The 19,098-nt window shown below is 61.5% G+C and carries 11 protein-coding genes, 1 tRNA gene, 2 rRNA genes and 1 pseudogene; 3 read left to right on the top strand and 12 right to left on the bottom strand.

Annotation, left to right across the window (positions count from 1 at the left end; translation table 11 throughout):
• Positions 1 to 17 precede the first annotated feature (17 nt).
• The 7 genes from OKW30_RS20710 to coq7 form a co-directional block, all read right to left on the bottom strand.
• Entirely contained in the window at positions 18 to 1,430 is a 1,413-nt protein-coding gene (locus tag OKW30_RS20710) for a UDP-N-acetylmuramoyl-tripeptide--D-alanyl-D-alanine ligase (RefSeq protein ID WP_184066918.1), read from the bottom strand.
• Entirely contained in the window at positions 1,427 to 2,989 is a 1,563-nt protein-coding gene (locus tag OKW30_RS20705; RefSeq protein ID WP_429347469.1) for a UDP-N-acetylmuramoyl-L-alanyl-D-glutamate--2,6-diaminopimelate ligase, read from the bottom strand. Before OKW30_RS20705 ends, OKW30_RS20710 begins: the two co-directional genes overlap by 4 nt.
• The gene (locus OKW30_RS20700) at positions 2,986 to 4,851 is read right to left on the bottom strand and encodes a peptidoglycan D,D-transpeptidase FtsI family protein (protein WP_184066924.1); all 1,866 of its coding nucleotides are present in this window, start codon (positions 4,849 to 4,851) and stop codon (positions 2,986 to 2,988) included. The genes OKW30_RS20705 and OKW30_RS20700 overlap by 4 nt, the downstream gene beginning before the upstream one ends.
• A complete protein-coding gene (gene ftsL / locus OKW30_RS20695) occupies positions 4,848 to 5,198 on the bottom strand; it encodes a cell division protein FtsL (RefSeq protein ID WP_090801975.1) in 351 nt (116 codons plus the stop codon). The genes OKW30_RS20700 and ftsL overlap by 4 nt, the downstream gene beginning before the upstream one ends.
• Entirely contained in the window at positions 5,195 to 6,148 is a 954-nt protein-coding gene (gene rsmH, locus OKW30_RS20690) for a 16S rRNA (cytosine(1402)-N(4))-methyltransferase RsmH (protein ID WP_184066927.1), read from the bottom strand. Before rsmH ends, ftsL begins: the two co-directional genes overlap by 4 nt.
• A gap of 15 nt (positions 6,149 to 6,163) precedes the next feature.
• Positions 6,164 to 6,592: a division/cell wall cluster transcriptional repressor MraZ gene (mraZ, locus tag OKW30_RS20685; protein WP_013090620.1), complete on the bottom strand. Its 429-nt coding sequence runs from the start codon at positions 6,590 to 6,592 to the stop codon at positions 6,164 to 6,166.
• Between the two features lie 456 nt (positions 6,593 to 7,048).
• Complete coding sequence (gene coq7 / locus OKW30_RS20680; RefSeq protein ID WP_429347468.1) at positions 7,049 to 7,687, bottom strand: 2-polyprenyl-3-methyl-6-methoxy-1,4-benzoquinone monooxygenase; 639 nt, start codon at positions 7,685 to 7,687, stop codon at positions 7,049 to 7,051.
• Between the two features lie 304 nt (positions 7,688 to 7,991).
• Between coq7 and OKW30_RS20675 the strand changes: the two genes are divergently transcribed.
• On the top strand, positions 7,992 to 9,161 hold the full coding sequence (locus tag OKW30_RS20675; RefSeq protein WP_184066933.1) for a porin: 1,170 nt from the start codon (positions 7,992 to 7,994) through the stop codon (positions 9,159 to 9,161).
• 125 nt (positions 9,162 to 9,286) lie between these two features.
• Here OKW30_RS20675 and OKW30_RS20670 read toward each other — a convergent pair whose 3' ends face one another.
• Both OKW30_RS20670 and OKW30_RS20665 read right to left on the bottom strand, forming a co-directional pair.
• Entirely contained in the window at positions 9,287 to 10,960 is a 1,674-nt protein-coding gene (locus OKW30_RS20670) for a long-chain fatty acid--CoA ligase (protein ID WP_184066936.1), read from the bottom strand.
• A 147-nt stretch (positions 10,961 to 11,107) separates the two neighbouring features.
• A complete protein-coding gene (locus tag OKW30_RS20665) occupies positions 11,108 to 13,186 on the bottom strand; it encodes a molybdopterin-containing oxidoreductase family protein (protein ID WP_429347467.1) in 2,079 nt (692 codons plus the stop codon).
• Positions 13,187 to 13,373: 187 nt separating this feature from the next.
• On the opposite strand from OKW30_RS20665, the gene OKW30_RS20660 reads away from it, so the two are divergent.
• Positions 13,374 to 14,570: a M20 aminoacylase family protein gene (locus OKW30_RS20660; protein ID WP_429347466.1), complete on the top strand. Its 1,197-nt coding sequence runs from the start codon at positions 13,374 to 13,376 to the stop codon at positions 14,568 to 14,570.
• Between the two features lie 102 nt (positions 14,571 to 14,672).
• Positions 14,673 to 15,231, top strand: a pseudogene (locus OKW30_RS20655) (transposase); the annotation flags it as partial.
• 120 nt (positions 15,232 to 15,351) lie between these two features.
• Here OKW30_RS20655 and rrf read toward each other — a convergent pair.
• The 3 genes from rrf to OKW30_RS20640 form a co-directional block, all read right to left on the bottom strand.
• Positions 15,352 to 15,465 (bottom strand): 5S ribosomal RNA (gene rrf / locus OKW30_RS20650).
• Between the two features lie 227 nt (positions 15,466 to 15,692).
• Positions 15,693 to 18,678, bottom strand: a 23S ribosomal RNA gene (locus tag OKW30_RS20645).
• 344 nt (positions 18,679 to 19,022) lie between these two features.
• Positions 19,023 to 19,098, bottom strand: a tRNA-Ala gene (locus OKW30_RS20640).

Below are 19,098 nucleotides of genomic sequence, written 5' to 3'. Positions count from 1 at the left end.
GCCTGGATCCTTCTATTTCAATGTGCAGCGGGCGTCATGCCCGCGGCGTTGGGTTGTGGACTCGTAACGGCGTCCACCACGCGCTCCATCTGCATGAAGCGCGAGCCTTTCACGAGAAGCGTTGCGGCAGCGCCGAAGCCGGCCTGCTGCAGTTGCGCGACCAGCGCGCCGACATCGGCGACGTGGTGCGCACCCGCGCCGTATGCGGTGCAGGCGTCGCGCGAGGCGTCGCCCATCGCATACAGCGCGTCGATACCGCGCTCTTTCGCATACGCGCCGATTTCGCGGTGAAACGCCGGGCCGTTGTCGCCGACTTCGCCCATGTCGCCCATCACGAGCACACGCGGCGATTCACGTGACGCGAGCACGTCGATCGCGGCGCGCATCGAATCGGGATTCGCGTTGTAGGTGTCGTCGATCACGGTTGCGCCCGCGAGCGTGCCGAGCACGGCCTGCTTGACCTGCAGACGGCCCTTCACCGCGCCGAACGATTCGAGGCCGCGCTGGATCGCGTCGAGCGACACACCCGCTGCCAACGCCGCCGAGGCCGCCGCGAGCGCGTTGTGCGCGTTGTGATTGCCGAGCACCTGCAGCGTGACGTCGAGATGGCCTTGCGGCGTGTCGATAGACAGACGCTTGCCGTCGAACCTGCCCTTCACCGCGGCTTCGGTCGTGCGCTCCGCGCTGTTCAACGCGAAATCGATGATGCGACTGCCGGTCGCGGCGACGCGCCAGATGCTCGCGTATGCGTCGTCGGCGGGGAATACCGCCGTGCCTTCCGGCGACAGCGCGTGAATCACGCTCGCGTGTTCGAGCGCGACCGCCTCGACGCTCGCCATGAATTCCTGGTGCTCGCGCTGCGCGTTGTTGACGACGGCAACCGTCGGCTCGGCAAGCTTCGCGAGCTGTTCAGTTTCGCCCGGATGGTTCATGCCGAGTTCGACCACGGCGAGCCGATGCGCGGCATGCAGACGGAAAAGCGTGAGCGGAAGGCCGATGTCGTTGTTGAAATTGCCCGCGGTCGCAAGACGCGCATCCGCGCCGACCGCGGCCGCGAAGATCGAGGCGATCATTTCCTTGACCGTGGTCTTGCCGTTGCTGCCCGTGACCGCGACGAGCGGCAGCTCGAACTGACGACGCCAGCCGCGCGCGAGCGCGCCGAGCGCTTCGCGCGTATCGGCGACGCGGATCGCGGGCACGCTCCAGCTATCCGGCGTGCGCGCGACGAGCACCGCCGCGACGTTGCGCTCGGCCACTTGCGGCAGGAAGTCGTGCGCGTCGAAACGGTCGCCCTTGATCGCGATGAACAGATCGCCGGGGCCAGCGCTGCGGCTGTCGGTCGACACGCGCTCGAAGCGCACGCTGTCGTCGCCGGTGACGCTCGCGCCGGGGATCTGCGCGGCGGCTGCACGTAGCGAGAACATGTTCATTCGCCACCTCCGCGTGTTTGTGTGGCGCGCGCGGCGAGCGCGAGGCGGGCGTGGTCCTGATCGGAGAAAGCGCGTTTCTTGCCCATGATTTCCTGTGTGGCTTCGTGCCCCTTGCCGGCCAGCACGATCACGTCTTCGCGCGCGGCGCCGCGGATCGCCTGCAGGATCGCGCTCGCGCGGTCCTCGATGCGGCGCGCCTTCGACGCTTCCTGCATGCCCGCGGCAATTTGCTCGATGATCGCGAGCGGATCTTCGCTGCGCGGGTTGTCGCTCGTCACGACGACGTTGTCCGCCAGCCGCTCGGCGATCGCGCCCATCAGCGGACGCTTGGTCGCATCGCGGTCGCCGCCGCAGCCGAACATGCAGACGAGTTCGCCGCCGCGCGCGGTCGCGATCGGCCGCAGTGCTTCGAGCGTTTTTTCGAGCGCGTCGGGTGTGTGCGCGTAGTCGATCACGACGAGCGGCTCGTCGTTCTGCAGACGGCCGCCCAGACGCTGCATGCGGCCGTTCACCGGTTCGAGCTTCGCGAGTTCGGCGAGCGCAGCGTCGAACGGCACGTCGGCGGCGAGCAGCACGCCGAGCACCGCGAGCAGATTGCCGACGTTGAAGAGGCCGAGCGTTTGCACTTCGACTTCGGCGTTGCCCCAGTCCGAGGTGCTCAGATGAAACGCGGTGCCGGTCGCGGTGGCACGCACGTTCGATGCAGTGAGCCACGCGTCGGCTTGCGGTGTGCCGTCAGCGTCGGCGTCGCCATGCTCGCCCTCGATGCCATACGCGATCGTGCGCGCGTGACTACGCGTGCTCGCGAGCAAACGCCGGCCGGCGGCATCGTCGCGATTGATCACGGCCGCGCGCAGCTCGGGCCAGGCGAACAGACGCGCCTTGTCGGCTTCATAGGCCTCGAACGTGCCGTGATAGTCGAGATGGTCCTGCGTCAGGTTCGTGAACACCGCGATGTCGAAAGCGGTGCCGTTCACGCGCCCCTGGTGCAGCGCATGCGACGACACTTCCATCGCCACCGCCTGCGCGCCCGCGTCGCGCAATTGCGCGAGGCTGCGTTGCAATTGCGGTGCGTCGGGCGTCGTGAAGCCGGTGTGCACGAGCTGGCCGACGAGCCCAGTGCCAAGCGTGCCGACGATCGCACAGCGCGTGCCGCGCGCGGACAGCGCCGCGGCGACCCACTGGCTGCACGAGGTCTTGCCGTTCGTGCCGGTGATGCCGACCGCGAGCATCGCGTCGCTCGGATCGCGATACCACGCGCTCGCGATCGTGCCGGCGAGTTCGTTCAACGCCGGCACCGCATGTGCGGCGGCCGCGTCGAGCGTGCCGCTGAAACCTTCGGGTTGCACGAGCACGGCGGCCGCACCGCGCTTGATGGCCGCGTCGATGAATGCGCGGTTGTCCGCGCCATCGACCGCGTACGCGAAGAACGCGTCGCCGGCCGCGAGCGAGCGCGTGTCGGCGTGCAGATGCGCGCCTGGCTGCACGTGCGCGTGCAGCCAGGCGAGGGCGTCGGCGATCTGCCGGTGCGCTGGATGTTGCTCGCGCAGCGCGCTCATCGCTCGACTCCTGGATGATTTTTCGGGTTGGCGGAAATGGTCATCTTCTTCACGCCGGGGCTCGTCGACAGCTTCTTCACCACGGGCGGCGTGGCCGGCGCGCCGGGCGCGGGCGGCGCCGAATCGTCGGACACGACCATCTGCTTGACGGGCATGTCGGGCGGCACGTTCAGCGCGCGCAGCGTATCCCCGGCGATGCCCGAAAACACCGGGCCCGACACCTGGCCGCCGAAGTGGCTACCGGCCGTCGGCTCGTCGACCGACACCGCAACGACGATGCGCGGATTCGGCATCGGCGCCATGCCGACGAACGAGGCGCGATATTTGGAGTGGTCGTAGCCGTGCGGACCGTGCTTGTACGCGGTACCGCTCTTGCCGCCGACGCGATAGCCGGGCACCGCCGCATCCGGCGACGTGCCTTGCGGCGACACCACGGTTTCGAGCATCGCGCGCACTTCACGCGCGGTGGTCGGCGAGAAGATCTGCGGACCGGTGGCCGGCGGGTCGCCCGGCGTGTGGAAAATCGTCACCGGCATGATTTCGCCGTCGTGCGCGATCGCGGTGTACGCGCGGCCGAGCTGGAACAGCGACACCGACAGGCCATAGCCGTACGACATCGTCGCCTGCTCGATACGGCGCCAGCTCTTCCACGGACGCAGACGGCCCGCCGCCGCGCCCGGAAAGCCGACCTTCGGTGCCTGGCCGAGACCGATGCTGGTGTACATGTTCCACATCTCTTCGGGCCGCAACTGCATCGCGATTTTGGTCGCGCCGATGTTGCTCGACTTCTGGATCACGCCGCCGACCGTCAGCACGCCGAAGCCGCTGTCGTCGGTAATCGGCGCGCCGTCGAGTACGAAGTGGCCGTTGCCCGTATCTACCAGTGTAGTCGGCGTCACCCGGTGCAGATCGAGCGCGAGCGACACCGTGAACGGCTTCATGATCGAACCCGGCTCGAACGTGTCGGTCAGGATGCGGTTGCGCAGCTGATCGCCGGTCAGGTGCGAGCGGTCGTTCGGGTTGTAGGTCGGGTAATTGACGAGCGCGAGCACTTCGCCGGTGCGCACGTCGATCACCATCGCCGCGCCGGCCTTCGCCTTGAATTTCTCGACGGCCGCTTTCAGGTTCGTATAGGCGATGTACTGGATCTTGCTGTCGATCGACAGATCGACGTCCTTGCCGTTGTGCGGCACGACCTGTTCGTCGACGTCCTCGATGATGTGGCCCATCCGGTCCTTGATCACGCGACGGCTGCCCGACATGCCCGCGAGGAGCTTCTGGTCGCCGAGCTCGACGCCTTCCTGGCCCTCGTCCTCGACGTTCGTGAAGCCGATCAGGTGAGCGGTGATCTCGCCTTCCGGATAGAAGCGCTTGTACTCGTCGCGCGAGTAAATGCCGGGGATCTCGAGCGCCGCGACTTTTTCTGCGACGTCGACCGGCACCTGGCGCTTCACGTAGACGAAGGTCTTGTCTTCCGACAGCTTCGAGCGCAATTCCTTAGTGGTCATGCCGAGCAGTTTGCCGAGCGCGTCGAGCTTGTCGGCGCCGAGGTCGTCGGGCACCGATTCGGGAATCGCCCAGATTGCACGCACCGGCAGACTCGTGGCGAGCACGAGACCGTTGCGGTCGAGAATCTTGCCGCGCGTGGCCGGCATGTCGATGCGGCGCTGATAGCGGATCTCGCCCTGCTTCAGATAGAACGCGTTGCCCGGCCCCTGAATCCAGAACGCGCGCGCGGCGAGCGCGACGAACGCCATGAACAGCAGAAACACGACGAGCTTCGAGCGCCACATCGGCAGGCGCACCGACAGAATCGGATTGGCCGAAAACGCAACGCTCTTGTGGGCCGACGATTTTTTCATCGCGTGGCTCCGCGACGGGTCGCGACCGGCGCCGAGGCCGGCGCGGAAGTCGGAATGGGTGCGTCGATCGCCGTCGCGGCGCCCGGGGCGAGCGTCAGGTACTGGGTGCGGCCCGTGGTGACCGACTGCATCTTCAGCGAGGCGGTGGCGAGCTGCTCGATGCGCGACGTTTTGGACAGCGCGCTCTGCTGATATTGAAGCTGCGAATAGTCCTGCTGCAGCTGACGCTCCTGCGACTGCGCGCGCTGCAGCTGGATAAAGATCTGACGCTGCTGATTGGTCGCGTTGACGACCGACAAGGCACAGCCCATCACGATGATCAGCAGGAAAATATTGAGGCGGTTCATGGCGCGATCCGCTCCGCCACGCGCATCACGGCAGAACGGGCGCGCGGGTTGCCGGCGACTTCAGCGTCGCTCGCGAATACGCGGCCGATGATCTTGAGCGGAGGGCTCGGCAGGTCGACCGCGCGGATCGGCAGACGGCGATCCACCGCCGGCGTGCTCGCGTGCGCCTGCATGAATCGCTTGACGATCCGGTCCTCGAGCGAATGAAAGCTGATGACCACCAGCCGCCCCCCTTGCTCCAACAACGACAACGCTGCTGCTAGAACGACTTGCAGCTCCGCAAGCTCTTGATTGACGTGAATCCGTATAGCCTGAAAGGTGCGGGTTGCCGGGTCCTTGCCCTTCTCACGGGTTTTGACGACGTTAGCCACGATTTGGGCAAGCTCGCCCGTGCTGACGAGAGGCCCAAGACGGTCGGACTCTGCCCGGCGAGCAACAAGCGCCTTTGCAATCTGAAAAGCAAACCGTTCTTCCCCATAATCTCGTATCACCTCCGTCAATTCCTGCACCGTGGCCCGCGCGAGCCAGTCAGCGGCGGACTCGCCGCGCGTCGGGTCCATCCGCATGTCGAGCGGGCCGTCGGCGCGGAAGCTGAAGCCCCGCTCCGGATCGTCGACTTGCGGCGACGACACGCCCAGATCCAGCAACACCCCCGACACACGCCCTACCCCGCGCTCCGCCATCGCGGCGCGCAGTGAAGCAAAACTCTCGTGGACGATGGCAAAGCGCGGATCGGCGATCTTCTGCGCCGTCGCGATCGCGAGCGGATCTTTATCGAACGCGATCAGCCGCCCTGCTTCACCGAGCCGTTCCAGCACGAGGCGGCTATGGCCGCCACGGCCGAACGTGCCGTCCACATACGTGCCGTCGGCGCGCGTGACCAGCGCATCGACCGCTTCGTTCAGCAGCACCGTGCGATGCTGCAATTCGTTTCCCATCGCAGGTGCCATATAAATAAGCCGCGATCAGAACGTGAAATCTTTCAACGCGTCGGGCATGCCCTCGGCGATCGCCGCCTGTTCCTTCGCGGCGTAGATCTGTGCATCCCACAGCTCGAAATGGCGGCCCATGCCGAGCAAGGTCACTTCTTTCTCCAGCGAGCCAGCCGCTCGCAACTCCGGCGACACGAGCACACGGCCTGCGCCGTCCATATCCACATCCATTGCATTGCCGAGAAAAATGCGTTTCCACCAGGCGGCGTTCATGGGCAGCTTGTCGACCTTGTCACGGAAGATTTCCCATTCGGGGCGCGGAAAGAGCAACAGGCAGCCGTCCGGGTGCTTGGTGATCGTCACCCGGCCCTCTGCCTGTGTTTGCAGCGCATCCCGATAACGAGAGGGAATCGACATCCGCCCTTTCGCATCGAGCGTCAGCGCCGACGCCCCTTGGAACACTTCGCTCTCCCCTATTGCGGCGCTGTTTGCGCCGCCCGCCCGGTCCGTGAAAATCTACCCGAAAGTGGTGCCGAGAACACACAAAAATACACTTTCTCACACTGTCTCCCACTTTAGAGGAACGCTAAACACGGGTCAAGGGAGCGGCGCGCTTTTCGAGCGGATTTTGTTTGCTAGAACAAGGACTTAGCGCGACTCTTTCACGTCCAGCATAAAACAGAAAACCGTTATAAATGAAAGGGCTAGTGCAACTTGTGAAGGTGATACGTGAAAAGTGCGAGGAAACAGCGCGAATTGAAAGAGATCGTCAAGGGATTCTGAAAGGGAAGAGGCGGCGTCGCCCGGGCCGACGACGAACGAGGCGCGCGGCGCCGTCTCGCTTGCGGAAATGCGGTCAGCGATGGCTGAGGCGATACGTGCGGTGCTCCGGCTAGCGAAGCGAAGCGGGTGAAACGCTCATATGTAATAGGCGGTGCGCGTCATCACCTTCGACATCGCACGCATCAACGCGCGTGCAGGAAACGGCAACTCGATGCCGCCCGCGTCCATCGCGGCCTTGCCGTGCTGCGCTTCATCGACGCGCATCTGTTCGACGATCGCGCGCGATTCATGGTCCGCGGCGGGGAGCTGATCGAGATGACTGTCGAGATGCTGCTCGACCTGGCGCTCCGTTTCGGCCATGAAGCCAAGACTCACGCGATCGCCGAGACGCCCCGCGGCGAGACCGATCGCGAGCGCGCCGGTGTACCACACCGGATTGAGCAGACTCGGACGCGAGTCGAGCGCCTGGAGGCGTTTGGCGGTCCACGCCAGATGATCCTCTTCTTCCGACGCGGCGTGATCGAACATGGCGCGCAATGAAGGTGAGTTGGTGGCGAGTTTCTGCGCCTGGTAAAGCGCCTGCGCGCACACTTCGCCGACGTGGTTCACACGCATCAAACCCGCCGCATGCGCGCGCTCCGCGGGCGAGAGTTCGGGAGCTTCGGCCGTCGCCGCGGAAGCCTGCGGAAGCGGCAGCGGACGGCTCATCCGCGAGACCCCCGTCAGTGAGCGTAAACCCCGATCAAACTCGCCAATCAACTCGTCCAGCAACATAAAGCGCTCCCTGATTCGATAACCGCCGCATCGTTCCGGAAGGTCCGTGCGACAAGGCTTCGCGACGCGAAACCCGTGGCCCGACAGGCACCAATCCGCATGAAATGGGCGGTTAATTTGCGATTCTAGACCATGTTGCGTAAACGAAACAGCAGCCTTCCGGAGCGACTCCTTTTTCTTTGTTCCATGTATGCCTTTTGTTACATTACGTGGCAACTTCTCGCGAAGTTAGACAGCAAGGCCCTCTGCACTAACTAAATATTTCGCCTTGTACAAAAGATTCGTATTCCTTGGAGATCATTCGATGAAAAAGTCGCTTCTCGCTCTTGCAGCACTGGGCGCATTCGCAGGCGTCGCTCATGCGCAGAGCAGCGTGACCCTGTACGGCATCGTTGACGTTGGTATCAACATGAACACCAACTCGGGCGGTAAGCATCTGTACAACATGTCCAGCGGCGTCCTGCAAGGCTCGCGTTTCGGCCTGCGTGGCACTGAAGATCTGGGCGGCGGTCTGAAGGCCCTGTTCGTGTTGGAAAACGGCTTTGACGTGACCAACGGCAAGCTCGGTCAAGGCGGCCTGATGTTCGGTCGTCAGGCATATGTCGGTCTGTCGAGCCAGTTCGGCACGGTCACGCTGGGTCGTCAGTACGACTCCGTCGTCGACTACGTGGGTCCGTTCGAATCGGGTGATCAGTGGGGCGGCTACATCGCCGCTCACCCGGGCGATATCGACAACTTCAACAACGCGTATCGCACCAACAACACGGTCAAGTACACGAGCACCAACTACAACGGCCTGACGTTTGGCGGCACGTATAGCTTCGGCGGCCAGGCAGGTAACTTCACCGGCAACCAGATCTGGTCGTTGGGTGCTGGCTATAACAATGGTCCGCTGCAATTGGGCGTTGGTTACCTGAACGCGCGTACGCCGTCGGCGACGGGCGGTCTGTTCAACAACGGCGGCACGACGACGGCTGCCGGCGCAGCTGTGACGACCCCGATCTACGCTGGCTTCGCATCGGCTAACACGTACCAGGTCATCGGCGCAGGCGGTGCGTACACGTTCGGCGCGGCAACCATCGGCCTGACGTATTCGAACATCCAGTTCGCTAACCTCGGCAAGACGTTCGCGTCGCCGTTCACTGGCCAGAAGGCAACGTTCAACAACGGCGAAATCAACTTCAAGTATCAGTTGACCCCGGCACTGCTGGTCGGCGCAGCGTATGACTACACGCGCGGCCAGCAGATCGAAGGCAACTCGCGTGCTCAGTACCATCAGGGCGCGCTGGGCGTGGACTACTTCCTGTCCAAGCGTACCGACGTGTACCTGGTCGGCGTGTACCAGCACGCTTTGGGCGACACGGTCAACGCAACGGGTCAGGTGGTCGCAGCAACGGCAGGCATCAACGGCCTGACCGGTTCGTCGAGCAGCAACCAGTTCACGGCTCGTATCGGTATCCGTCACAAGTTCTAATAAGTCGTAAAAAAACGCAGTTTGTCTCAAAGGCGCCTTCGGGCGCCTTTTTTTATGCGCGGATTTTGTACGGGCAACAAAAAGCCCGGGCACTTTCGTGCGCCGGGCTTTTGTTCTTCGCTCGCTTAAGCCCTGCCGTCGCGCAACTCGCGGCGCAGGATCTTGCCGACATTGCTCTTCGGCAACTCGGTGCGGAATTCGACGACCTTCGGCCGCTTGTAGCCGGTCAGTTGCGTTTTGCAGTATGCGAAGATCTGTTCGTCGGTCAGCGACGGATCCTTTTTCACGACGAACAGCTTCACTGCCTCGCCGGAATGCTGATCCGGTACACCCACCGCCGCGACTTCGAACACACCCGGCAGCTTTGCGACGACGTCCTCGACTTCATTCGGATACACGTTGAAGCCGGACACCAGAATCATGTCCTTCTTGCGATCGACGATCTTCACAAAGCCGTCCGCGCCCATGATGCCGACGTCGCCTGATTTAAAGAAGCCGTCCGCCGTCATCACCTTGGCGGTTTCGTCGGGCCTGTTCCAGTAGCCCGCCATCACCTGCGGGCCGCGGATGCAGATCTCGCCGGACTGGCCGGGCGGCACTTCGTTGCCTTCGTCGTCGCGGATGGAGACTTCGGTCGACGGCAGTGGCAGACCGATCGTGCCGTTGTATCCGGTGGCGGTGACGGGATTGCAGGTCACGCACGGCGACGTTTCCGACAGCCCGTAGCCCTCGACGATCGGCGTGCGCGTCAGCTCGAACCAGCGCTTCGCGACCGCCTCCTGCACCGCCATGCCGCCGCCGTTCGCGGTCAGCAGCTTCGAGAAGTCGAGCTTGTGGAAGTCGGGGCTGTTCAACATCGCGTTGTAGAGCGTGTTGACCGCGGGAATCGTCGTGATCGCATACCCCTCGAGCGACTTGATCATGCCGGGGATATCGCGCGGATTCGGAATCAGCACGCCGAGACCGCCGGTGCGGATCGTCAGCAGCCCGCACACGGTCAGCGCGAACACGTGATACAGCGGCAACGCGACGACCGTAACGAACTGATCGATATCCGTGCGGTTCGCGCGCACCGGATTGAGCCAGACCTCCGACTGCAGCACGTTCGCGATCAGGTTCCGGTGCAGCAGCGTCGCGCCCTTGGCCACGCCGGTGGTGCCGCCCGTGTATTGCAGGAACGCGATATCGTCGGGCTCCTGCTGGACCGGCTTGAACGTCAGACGTGCGCCCTCCGAGACCGTGTCGTTGAACTTGACGTGCCCAGCCAGGCTCCACGCCGGCACCATCTTCTTGACCTTGCGCACGACGAAGTTCACGAGCGGGCCTTTGATGCCCATCAGGTCGCCCATCGCCGCGACGACCACATGCTTGACCGGCGTATTGCGCACGATGGCCTGCAAGGTCCCCGCGAAATTCTCGAGCAGAATGATCGCCTCAGTGCCGCTGTCCTTCAGTTGGTGCTCGAGTTCGCGCGGCGTGTACAGCGGATTCACATTCACGACCACATAGCCCGCGCGCAGAATCGCGGCGAGCGCGACTGGATACTGCAGCACGTTCGGCATCATGATCGCGACACGCGAGCCGCGCGTGAGCCCTTTCGACTGCAGCCACGCTGCAAGATTGCGCGAAAGCTCGTCGAGTTCACCGTAGCTGATCTGCTTGCCCATGCACACGAACGCCGGCTTTGCGCGGTGTTCGCGAAAGGCTTCCTCGAGCAACTCGGCCACCGACGAATAGCGTGTCGGGTCGATCTCTGCTGGAACGCCGGGCGGATAAGATTTCAGCCAGATTTTCTCCATGCAGCGTCTCCTGAATTATTTTCGAATGGTCGTGCTAAAAACGCATCGTAGCATGGGCATATTGCGGCCAATGGGCAAAGCGATGAGGTTAGACGGCAGCCTCGAACTTGCGAGGCTGGGCGCCAGCTTCAATGTGCGGCGCGGCTTTCAGGCCCGCTCGACTTCGACGAGACAGTCGTAAAACGTCGCCGAACCGCCGAGATCGGTGAGTGCCTGGCTCGTCAACTGGTTCGCGTTGCGGCCGTCCGGCGCGAGTTTCTTCCACCAGATCGACAACCCGACGACCAGGCCTTCGCGCGCCCGGTCGGTCACGCGGGCACGCGCTCGCATCGAGCCGCGGTCGTTGAAGATGCGCACCTGATCGCCGTCGCCGATGCCGCGCGCGTGCGCGTCGGCAGGGTGGATGTCCAGATGCGGCTCGCCTTCCGTCGCGCGCAGACTCTCGATGTTCACGAAGGTGCTGTTCAGGAAGTTGCGCGCGGGCGGTGAAATCATCGCGAGCGGATAGCGGGCCGCCAGTTCGGGCGCGCCGTCGGCCGATTCGTAGGGTGGCAGGTAGTCCGGCAGCGGGTCGAGGCCCTGTTGCGCAAGGCGCTCGCTGTAGAACTCGCACTTGCCGGATGGCGTGCGAAAACCACCGTCGGCAAATGGCGCGTCAGGCAGATTGAGACGGGCCCAGCCGGCTTGCTTCAGCATCGGCCAGTCGACACCGTCCAGCGTCTTGTCGTCCCAGCGAAATGCGGCTTGCGCGACGGCTTCGTCGCTGTCGAAGAGCGCCGGTTCCGTCATGCCCATGCGGCGCGCGAGGCTGCGGAAGATCTCGGTATTCGGCCGTGCGTCGCCGAACGGCGCGATGGCGGGCAGGTTGACCATCACGTGCGTGTGACCGTACGACTTGTGCACGTCGAGATGCTCGAGCTGCGTCGTGGCAGGCAACAGCAGGTCGGCGTAATCCGCGGTGTCGGTCTGGAAATGCTCGAGCACGATCGTGAACAGATCCTCGCGCCCAAAACCCGCCGCGACGCGTTCGGAGTCCGGTGCGACCGCGACCGGATTCGAGTTGTAGACCACGATCGCCTCGACCTTGGGGCCGAACGTCGCGTCGCCCGGATGCAGCAACGCGTCGCCGATCGCATTCATATTGATCACGCGGCTCGGCTTCGACGGCCAACCGGGCATCAGGTCGGGACGCTGCAACGCGTGCGAGTCGACCGGTGCCCAACCGCTCGACGACAGCAGCGCCCCGCCCGCGCGCTCACGCCATGCGCCGGTCAGCGACGGTAGACACGCGATCGCGCGCACCGCATTGCCGCCGCCACGCACCCGCTGCAGACCGTAGTTCAAGCGGATCGCGGCTTTCCGCGTGCTGGCGTAAAGTCGCGCAAGATCGGCGATTTCCTCTTCTTCGACGCCACAAATTTCACTAACCCGAGACAATGGATAGCTGAGCGCACGCACCTTCAAGTCGGCGAAGCCCAGCGTGTGCGCCGCGATGTACTCGTAGTCGAGCAGATTCCCGGTAATCAGGACGTTCATGATGCCGAGCGCGAGAGCGCCGTCTGTGCCTGGCTTCAGCGCGATGTGTTGATGGCATTTCTCCGCGGTAAGCGAGCGATACGGATCGATTGCGATCAGCCGGGCGCCGCGACGCTTGGCTTCCTGCGCGCGCGTCCAGAAATGCAGATTCGATGCGATCGGATTCGCTCCCCAGATCAGGATCACCTCGCTCTCGGCGAAAAACTCGGTGTGCATACCGATGCCGGCGCCGTACGTGTATTTGAGGCCGGCAGCGCCGGCCGCCGCGCAAATCGCGCGATCCAGCTGCGATGCGCCGAGCTTGTGGAAAAAGCGTTGCGCGATGCTATCGCCCTGCACCAAGCCCATCGTGCCCGCGTAGCTGTAGGGCAGAATCGCTTCCGGCGCGCGACGGACAATCTCGCCGAGGCGGCTTGCGGCAAGGTCGAACGCTTCGTCCCAGTTGATTGGCTCGAAACGGCCCTCGCCCTTGCGGCCGACACGCTTCATGGGCGTCGTCAATCGGTTCGGATGGTATACACGCTCCGCGTAACGACTGACCTTTGTGCACAGCACGCCCTGAGTCGGCGGATGGTCGGGATCGCCGGCGACCTTGATCGCCCGTCCATTGTCGATGGTCACGCGCATCGCGCAGGTGTCTGGGCAATCGTGCGGGCACACGGCGCGCGCGAATTCGATCGGGGCGTTCATCGGCAATGTGTCCTGGCGAGCAGTAAGCGGTCGCGCAAAGTGGAATTTTATTACGTCTATCGGCCGCCGACCTCGGTGGCGCCACCGAAAATGCCTTCGGCGTAGAATGAACTATCCGCAGTGCCCGGGCCGACGTGGTCCGCGGCGATCTCATGCTCGTCAAGCACAAACGCATAATCACTCCATCATGAAACTCATCCCCGAAATTCAGGCCGCTCGCGGCGAAATCCAGACCCTTCGACGAACCATCCATGCCCACCCGGAGCTGCGCTACGAAGAGACGGCGACTGCTGATCTCGTCGCGCGTTCGCTCGAGTCCTGGGGCATCGAGACCCACCGTGGTTTCGGCAAGACGGGCGTGGTCGGCGTATTGAAGCGAGGTAACGGCTCGCGCGCGATTGGCCTGCGAGCCGACATGGACGCGCTGCCGATCCAGGAGCTCAACAGCTTCGATCATCGGTCGACGAACGACGGCAAGATGCACGCGTGCGGGCACGACGGACATACGGCGATGCTGCTCGGTGCCGCGCACTACCTGGCCAAACATGGTGCTTTCGACGGCACGATCGTGTTCATTTTCCAGCCGGCTGAAGAAGGCGGCGCCGGCGCGAAGGCTATGATGAACGACGGCTTGTTCAACAAGTTCCCCGTGGACGCCGTGTTTGGCATTCACAACTGGCCGGGCATGCCGGCGGGCCACTTCGGCGTGACCGAAGGCCCGATCATGGCGTCGAGCAATGAATTTCGCATCGAAATCAAGGGCGTCGGCTCGCATGCAGCGCTACCGCACAATGGCCGTGATCCGGTCTTTGCGGCGGTGCAAATTGCCAACGGGCTGCAAAGCATCATCACGCGAAACAAAAAGCCGCTGGATACTGCGGTATTGTCGATAACGCAGATACATGCGGGCGATGCGGTCAATGTAGTACCGGACGACGCATGGATCGCGGGGACCGTTCGGACCTTCACTACAGAAACGCTCGACCTGATCGAGTCACGCATGCGCAAGATCGCGCACAGTACAGCCGAAGCATACGATTGCTCCGTTCAGATCCAATTCCACCGGAACTATCCCCCGACGATCAACAGCAGCGAGGAAGCGCGTTTTGCGGCGTCGGTCATGAAAGAGATCGTTGGCGCGGAAAATGTCGATGACGCGGTTGAACCGACCATGGGTGCCGAAGATTTTTCGTTCATGCTGCTGGCGAAACCGGGTTGCTATGCGTTTTTGGGCAACGGCGATGGCGGCCACCGCGAGGCGGGCCACGGCGCGGGCCCTTGTATGCTGCACAACGCGAGTTATGACTTTAACGACGAGTTGTTGCCGGTGGGATCGACGTATTGGGTCCGACTGGCGCAGAAGTTTCTGGCGCAAGGGAAGTAGAGAGTTGATGGAGCGGCCCCCTGAATCGCCGGACACAGTTCCCCACTTAAAATAGCGGGTAGGCATACGACTGTGGTTTTGACTAACAACAAACAAGAAGTGATGGAAGTGTTGATGGGACCGGAACGCCGGCGGCGGTGGTGAGAGAGAGTTTCGAGCCGGGCAAGTCGGTCTCGATGGTTGCACGCCAGCACGGCGTGAATCCGAACCAGCCGTTTCACTGGCGCAAGCTGTATCAGGATGGCAGCCTGTCGGCTGTCAGTGCCGGCGAGGAAGTCGTACCAGCGTCGGAGCTGAGCGATGCGCTGAAGCAAATCAGGGAACTCCAGCGACTGCTCGGCAAACTCCAGCGACTGCTCGGCAAAAAGACAATGGAGAACGAGATTCTCCGTGAGGCGGTGGAGGTGGCGAAGTCGCGAAAATGGATTGCGCGCTCACCCTCATTGCCGGGGGACGAGCAGTGAAGCAGGTCTGCGACGTTCTCGGCGTAGCGCGCTCAAACGTGGCGGCAAGGCTTGCACGTCCAGCCGACTGGCAGGATGGACGCAGCGCCAGGAAGACGGACGATGCCGGGCTGGTCGAAGAAATACGGCTGACCGTCACTGACCTGCCGAGCTATGGTTATCGCCGGGTCTGGGGTATATTGCGTCGGCAGCGGGAGAACGAGTTGAAAAGCGTTGAGGCGGGCGGAGGTGTCGCTTGCTTCAATGCTGTTTGTTAATTTTGGCCGCGTAAACGCAGAAACCCCACCGCGGCGGGTGGGGTTTCTGACTGGGGGGGAGCCTGACGATTACCTACTTTCACACGGGCAATCCGCACTATCATCGGCGTGGAGTCGTTTCACGGTCCTGTTCGGGATGGGAAGGGGTGGGACCGACTCGCTATGGTCATCAGGCATGACGGGTTGCTGCGTCGCAGGGTTGGAGTCAACCGGTTGCGCCGCAGCCAATCGGGAAGAAGCGTAAAGGATTCGAGTGTGGGGGGTTGTGTTGTTTCTGGCACAACACTGAATCCCAACCGTGCGTTTCTGTTAGCTCCCGCGGGAGTTCACACCAATCCCCTTCGGGGATCGGACCGGCGTCAGTGCTCAGGCACTAACGCCGGTCGAGACACACCTGTTATAGGATCAAGCCTTACGGGCAATTAGTATCAGTTAGCTCAGTACATTACTGTACGTGCACACCTGACCTATCAACGTCCTGGTCTTGAACGACCCTTCAAGGGGCTCGAAGCCCCGGGGATATCTCATCTTAAGGCGAGTTTCCCGCTTAGATGCTTTCAGCGGTTATCTCTTCCGAACATAGCTACCCGGCGATGCCACTGGCGTGACAACCGGTACACCAGAGGTTCGTCCACTCCGGTCCTCTCGTACTAGGAGCAGCCCCCTTCAAATATCCAGCGCCCACGGCAGATAGGGACCAAACTGTCTCACGACGTTTTAAACCCAGCTCACGTACCTCTTTAAATGGCGAACAGCCATACCCTTGGGACCGGCTACAGCCCCAGGATGAGATGAGCCGACATCGAGGTGCCAAACACCGCCGTCGATATGAACTCTTGGGCGGTATCAGCCTGTTATCCCCAGAGTACCTTTTATCCGTTGAGCGATGGCCCTTCCATACAGAACCACCGGATCACTATGACCTGCTTTCGCACCTGTTCGACTTGTCAGTCTCACAGTCAAGCACGCTTATGCCATTGCACTATCAGCACGATTTCCGACCGTACCTAGCGTACCTTCGTACTCCTCCGTTACACTTTGGGAGGAGACCGCCCCAGTCAAACTGCCTACCATGCACTGTCCCCGACCCGGATCACGGGCCAAGGTTAGAACCTCAAACAGATCAGGGTGGTATTTCAAGGACGGCTCCATTGAGACTGGCGTCCCAACTTCATAGCCTCCCACCTATCCTACACAGACCGGTTCAAAGTCCAATGCAAAGCTACAGTAAAGGTTCATGGGGTCTTTCCGTCTAGCCGCGGGGAGATTGCATCATCACAAACACTTCAACTTCGCTGAGTCTCGGGAGGAGACAGTGTGGCCATCGTTACGCCATTCGTGCAGGTCGGAACTTACCCGACAAGGAATTTCGCTACCTTAGGACCGTTATAGTTACGGCCGCCGTTTACCGGGACTTCAATCAGGAGCTTGCACCCCATCATTTAATCTTCCGGCACCGGGCAGGCGTCACACCCTATACGTCCACTTTCGTGTTTGCAGAGTGCTGTGTTTTTATTAAACAGTCGCAGCCACCAGTTTATTGCAACCCTTTCACCCTTCTGGCGCAGGCCAGTCAGGCTATGAGGGCGTACCTTATCCCGAAGTTACGGTACCAATTTGCCGAGTTCCTTCTCCCGAGTTCTCTCAAGCGCCTTAGAATACTCATCTCGCCCACCTGTGTCGGTTTGCGGTACGGTCACTGTGAAACTGAAGCTTAGAGGCTTTTCCTGGAACCCCTTCCAGTTGCTTCGCCACCGAAGTGGCTCGCCTCGCACCCTTGAATTGCGCGCCCGGATTTGCCAAAGCGCCTTCTCCAATGCAAGGACCGGGACTTCCAACACCCGGACAACCTTCCGCGATCCGTCCCCCCATCGCATTTCACAATGGTGCAGAAATATTAATCTGCTTCCCATCAGCTACGCATTTCTGCCTCGCCTTAGGGGCCGACTCACCCTACGCCGATGAACGTTGCGTAGGAAACCTTGGGCTTACGGCGAGGGGGCCTTTCACCCCCTTTATCGCTACTCATGTCAGCATTCGCACTTCCGATACCTCCAGCACACTTTCCAGTGCACCTTCGCAGGCTTACGGAACGCTCTCCTACCATGCACATTACTGTGCATCCGCAGCTTCGGTATATGGCTTAGCCCCGTTACATCTTCCGCGCAGGACGACTCGATCAGTGAGCTATTACGCTTTCTTTAAAGGGTGGCTGCTTCTAAGCCAACCTCCTGACTGTTTTAGCCTTCCCACTTCGTTTCCCACTTAGCCATATTTGGGGACCTTAGCTGGCGGTCTGGGTTGTTTCCCTCTTGACACCGGACGTTAGCACCCGATGTCTGTCTCCCGTGATTGCACTCTTCGGTATTCGGAGTTTGCTATGGCGTAGTAATCCGCAATGGACCCCACAACCATGACAGTGCTCTACCCCCGAAGGTGAGACACGAGGCACTACCTAAATAGTTTTCGGAGAGAACCAGCTATTTCCAGGTTTGTTTAGCCTTTCACCCCTATCCACAGCTCATCCCCTAACTTTTCAACGTTAGTGGGTTCGGTCCTCCAGCACGTGTTACCGTGCCTTCAACCTGGCCATGGATAGATCACCTGGTTTCGGGTCTACACCCAGCGACTGGACGCCCTGTTCGGACTCGCTTTCGCTACGCCTGCCCTAATCGGTTAAGCTCGCCACTGAATGTAAGTCGCTGACCCATTATACAAAAGGTACGCCGTCACCCCGCTTTAAGCGCTCTCGCGCTTAAATCCACTTCAAGCGCGCAGTGGTCATGTTTCAGACTTGATGTCTTTTGACGCATTCATTTCATGAATGCGCCGAAAGCGCTTAAAGCGGGGCTCCGACTGTTTGTATGCATGCGGTTTCAGGATCTGTTTCACTCCCCTCCCGGGGTTCTTTTCGCCTTTCCCTCACGGTACTGGTTCACTATCGGTCGATCACGAGTATTTAGCCTTGGAGGATGGTCCCCCCATCTTCAGACAGGATTTCACGTGTCCCGCCCTACTTCTCGTACACCCAGTTCTTCCATGCTGTTTTCGTCTACAGGGCTATCACCTGCTATGGCCGCACTTTCCAGAGCGTTCGACTAACAATACGGATAACGTGTACCGGCTGATCCCATTTCGCTCGCCACTACTCTGGGAATCTCGGTTGATTTCTTTTCCTGCGGTTACTTAGATGTTTCAGTTCACCGCGTTCGCTTCACGTAGCCTATGGATTCAGCTACGGATACTCCATTAGGAGTGGGTTTCCCCATTCGGACATCTCCGGATCAATGCTCGTTTGCCAGCTCCCCGGAGCTTTTCGCAGGCTACCGCGTCCTTCATCGCCTGTGATCGCCAAGGCATCCACCACATGCACTTGTTCGCTTGACCCTATAACGGGTGTGTCTCTGTGTCGACCCACGTTAGCGCTTTAGCGCTTACGTGGGTCCCATCCCCGGAGGGGATAGACGCACTCGCTACAGGTTGAGTATTCGTGTTGCGCCGTATTCCAAGGCAATCTTTCGATCACCTTTAAAATACATCGATACAATCACAACCCTGATTCACCTACTCAGCACCCATCTCCAGGTGCCTTTCGTGAATCTCTTTACTACTTCTTCCTGATTGTTAAAGAACGGCAGCCGGTATGAAGCCTGTGCCTCATACCGCTCTGACTGGCTCAATCGCCAATGCGCAACGCTCTGCCTTCAGGCAGAACCCTGCGCATTGAGGATTGGTGGAGGATGACGGGATCGAACCGACGACCCCCTGCTTGCAAAGCAGGTGCTCTCCCAGCTGAGCTAATCCCCC

The organism is Paraburkholderia sp. Clong3 (genome assembly GCF_050436485.1).
GTDB classification, from domain to species: Bacteria; Pseudomonadota; Gammaproteobacteria; order Burkholderiales; family Burkholderiaceae; genus Paraburkholderia; species Paraburkholderia tuberum.
This window is presented reverse-complemented; position numbering and strand designations above follow the sequence as displayed.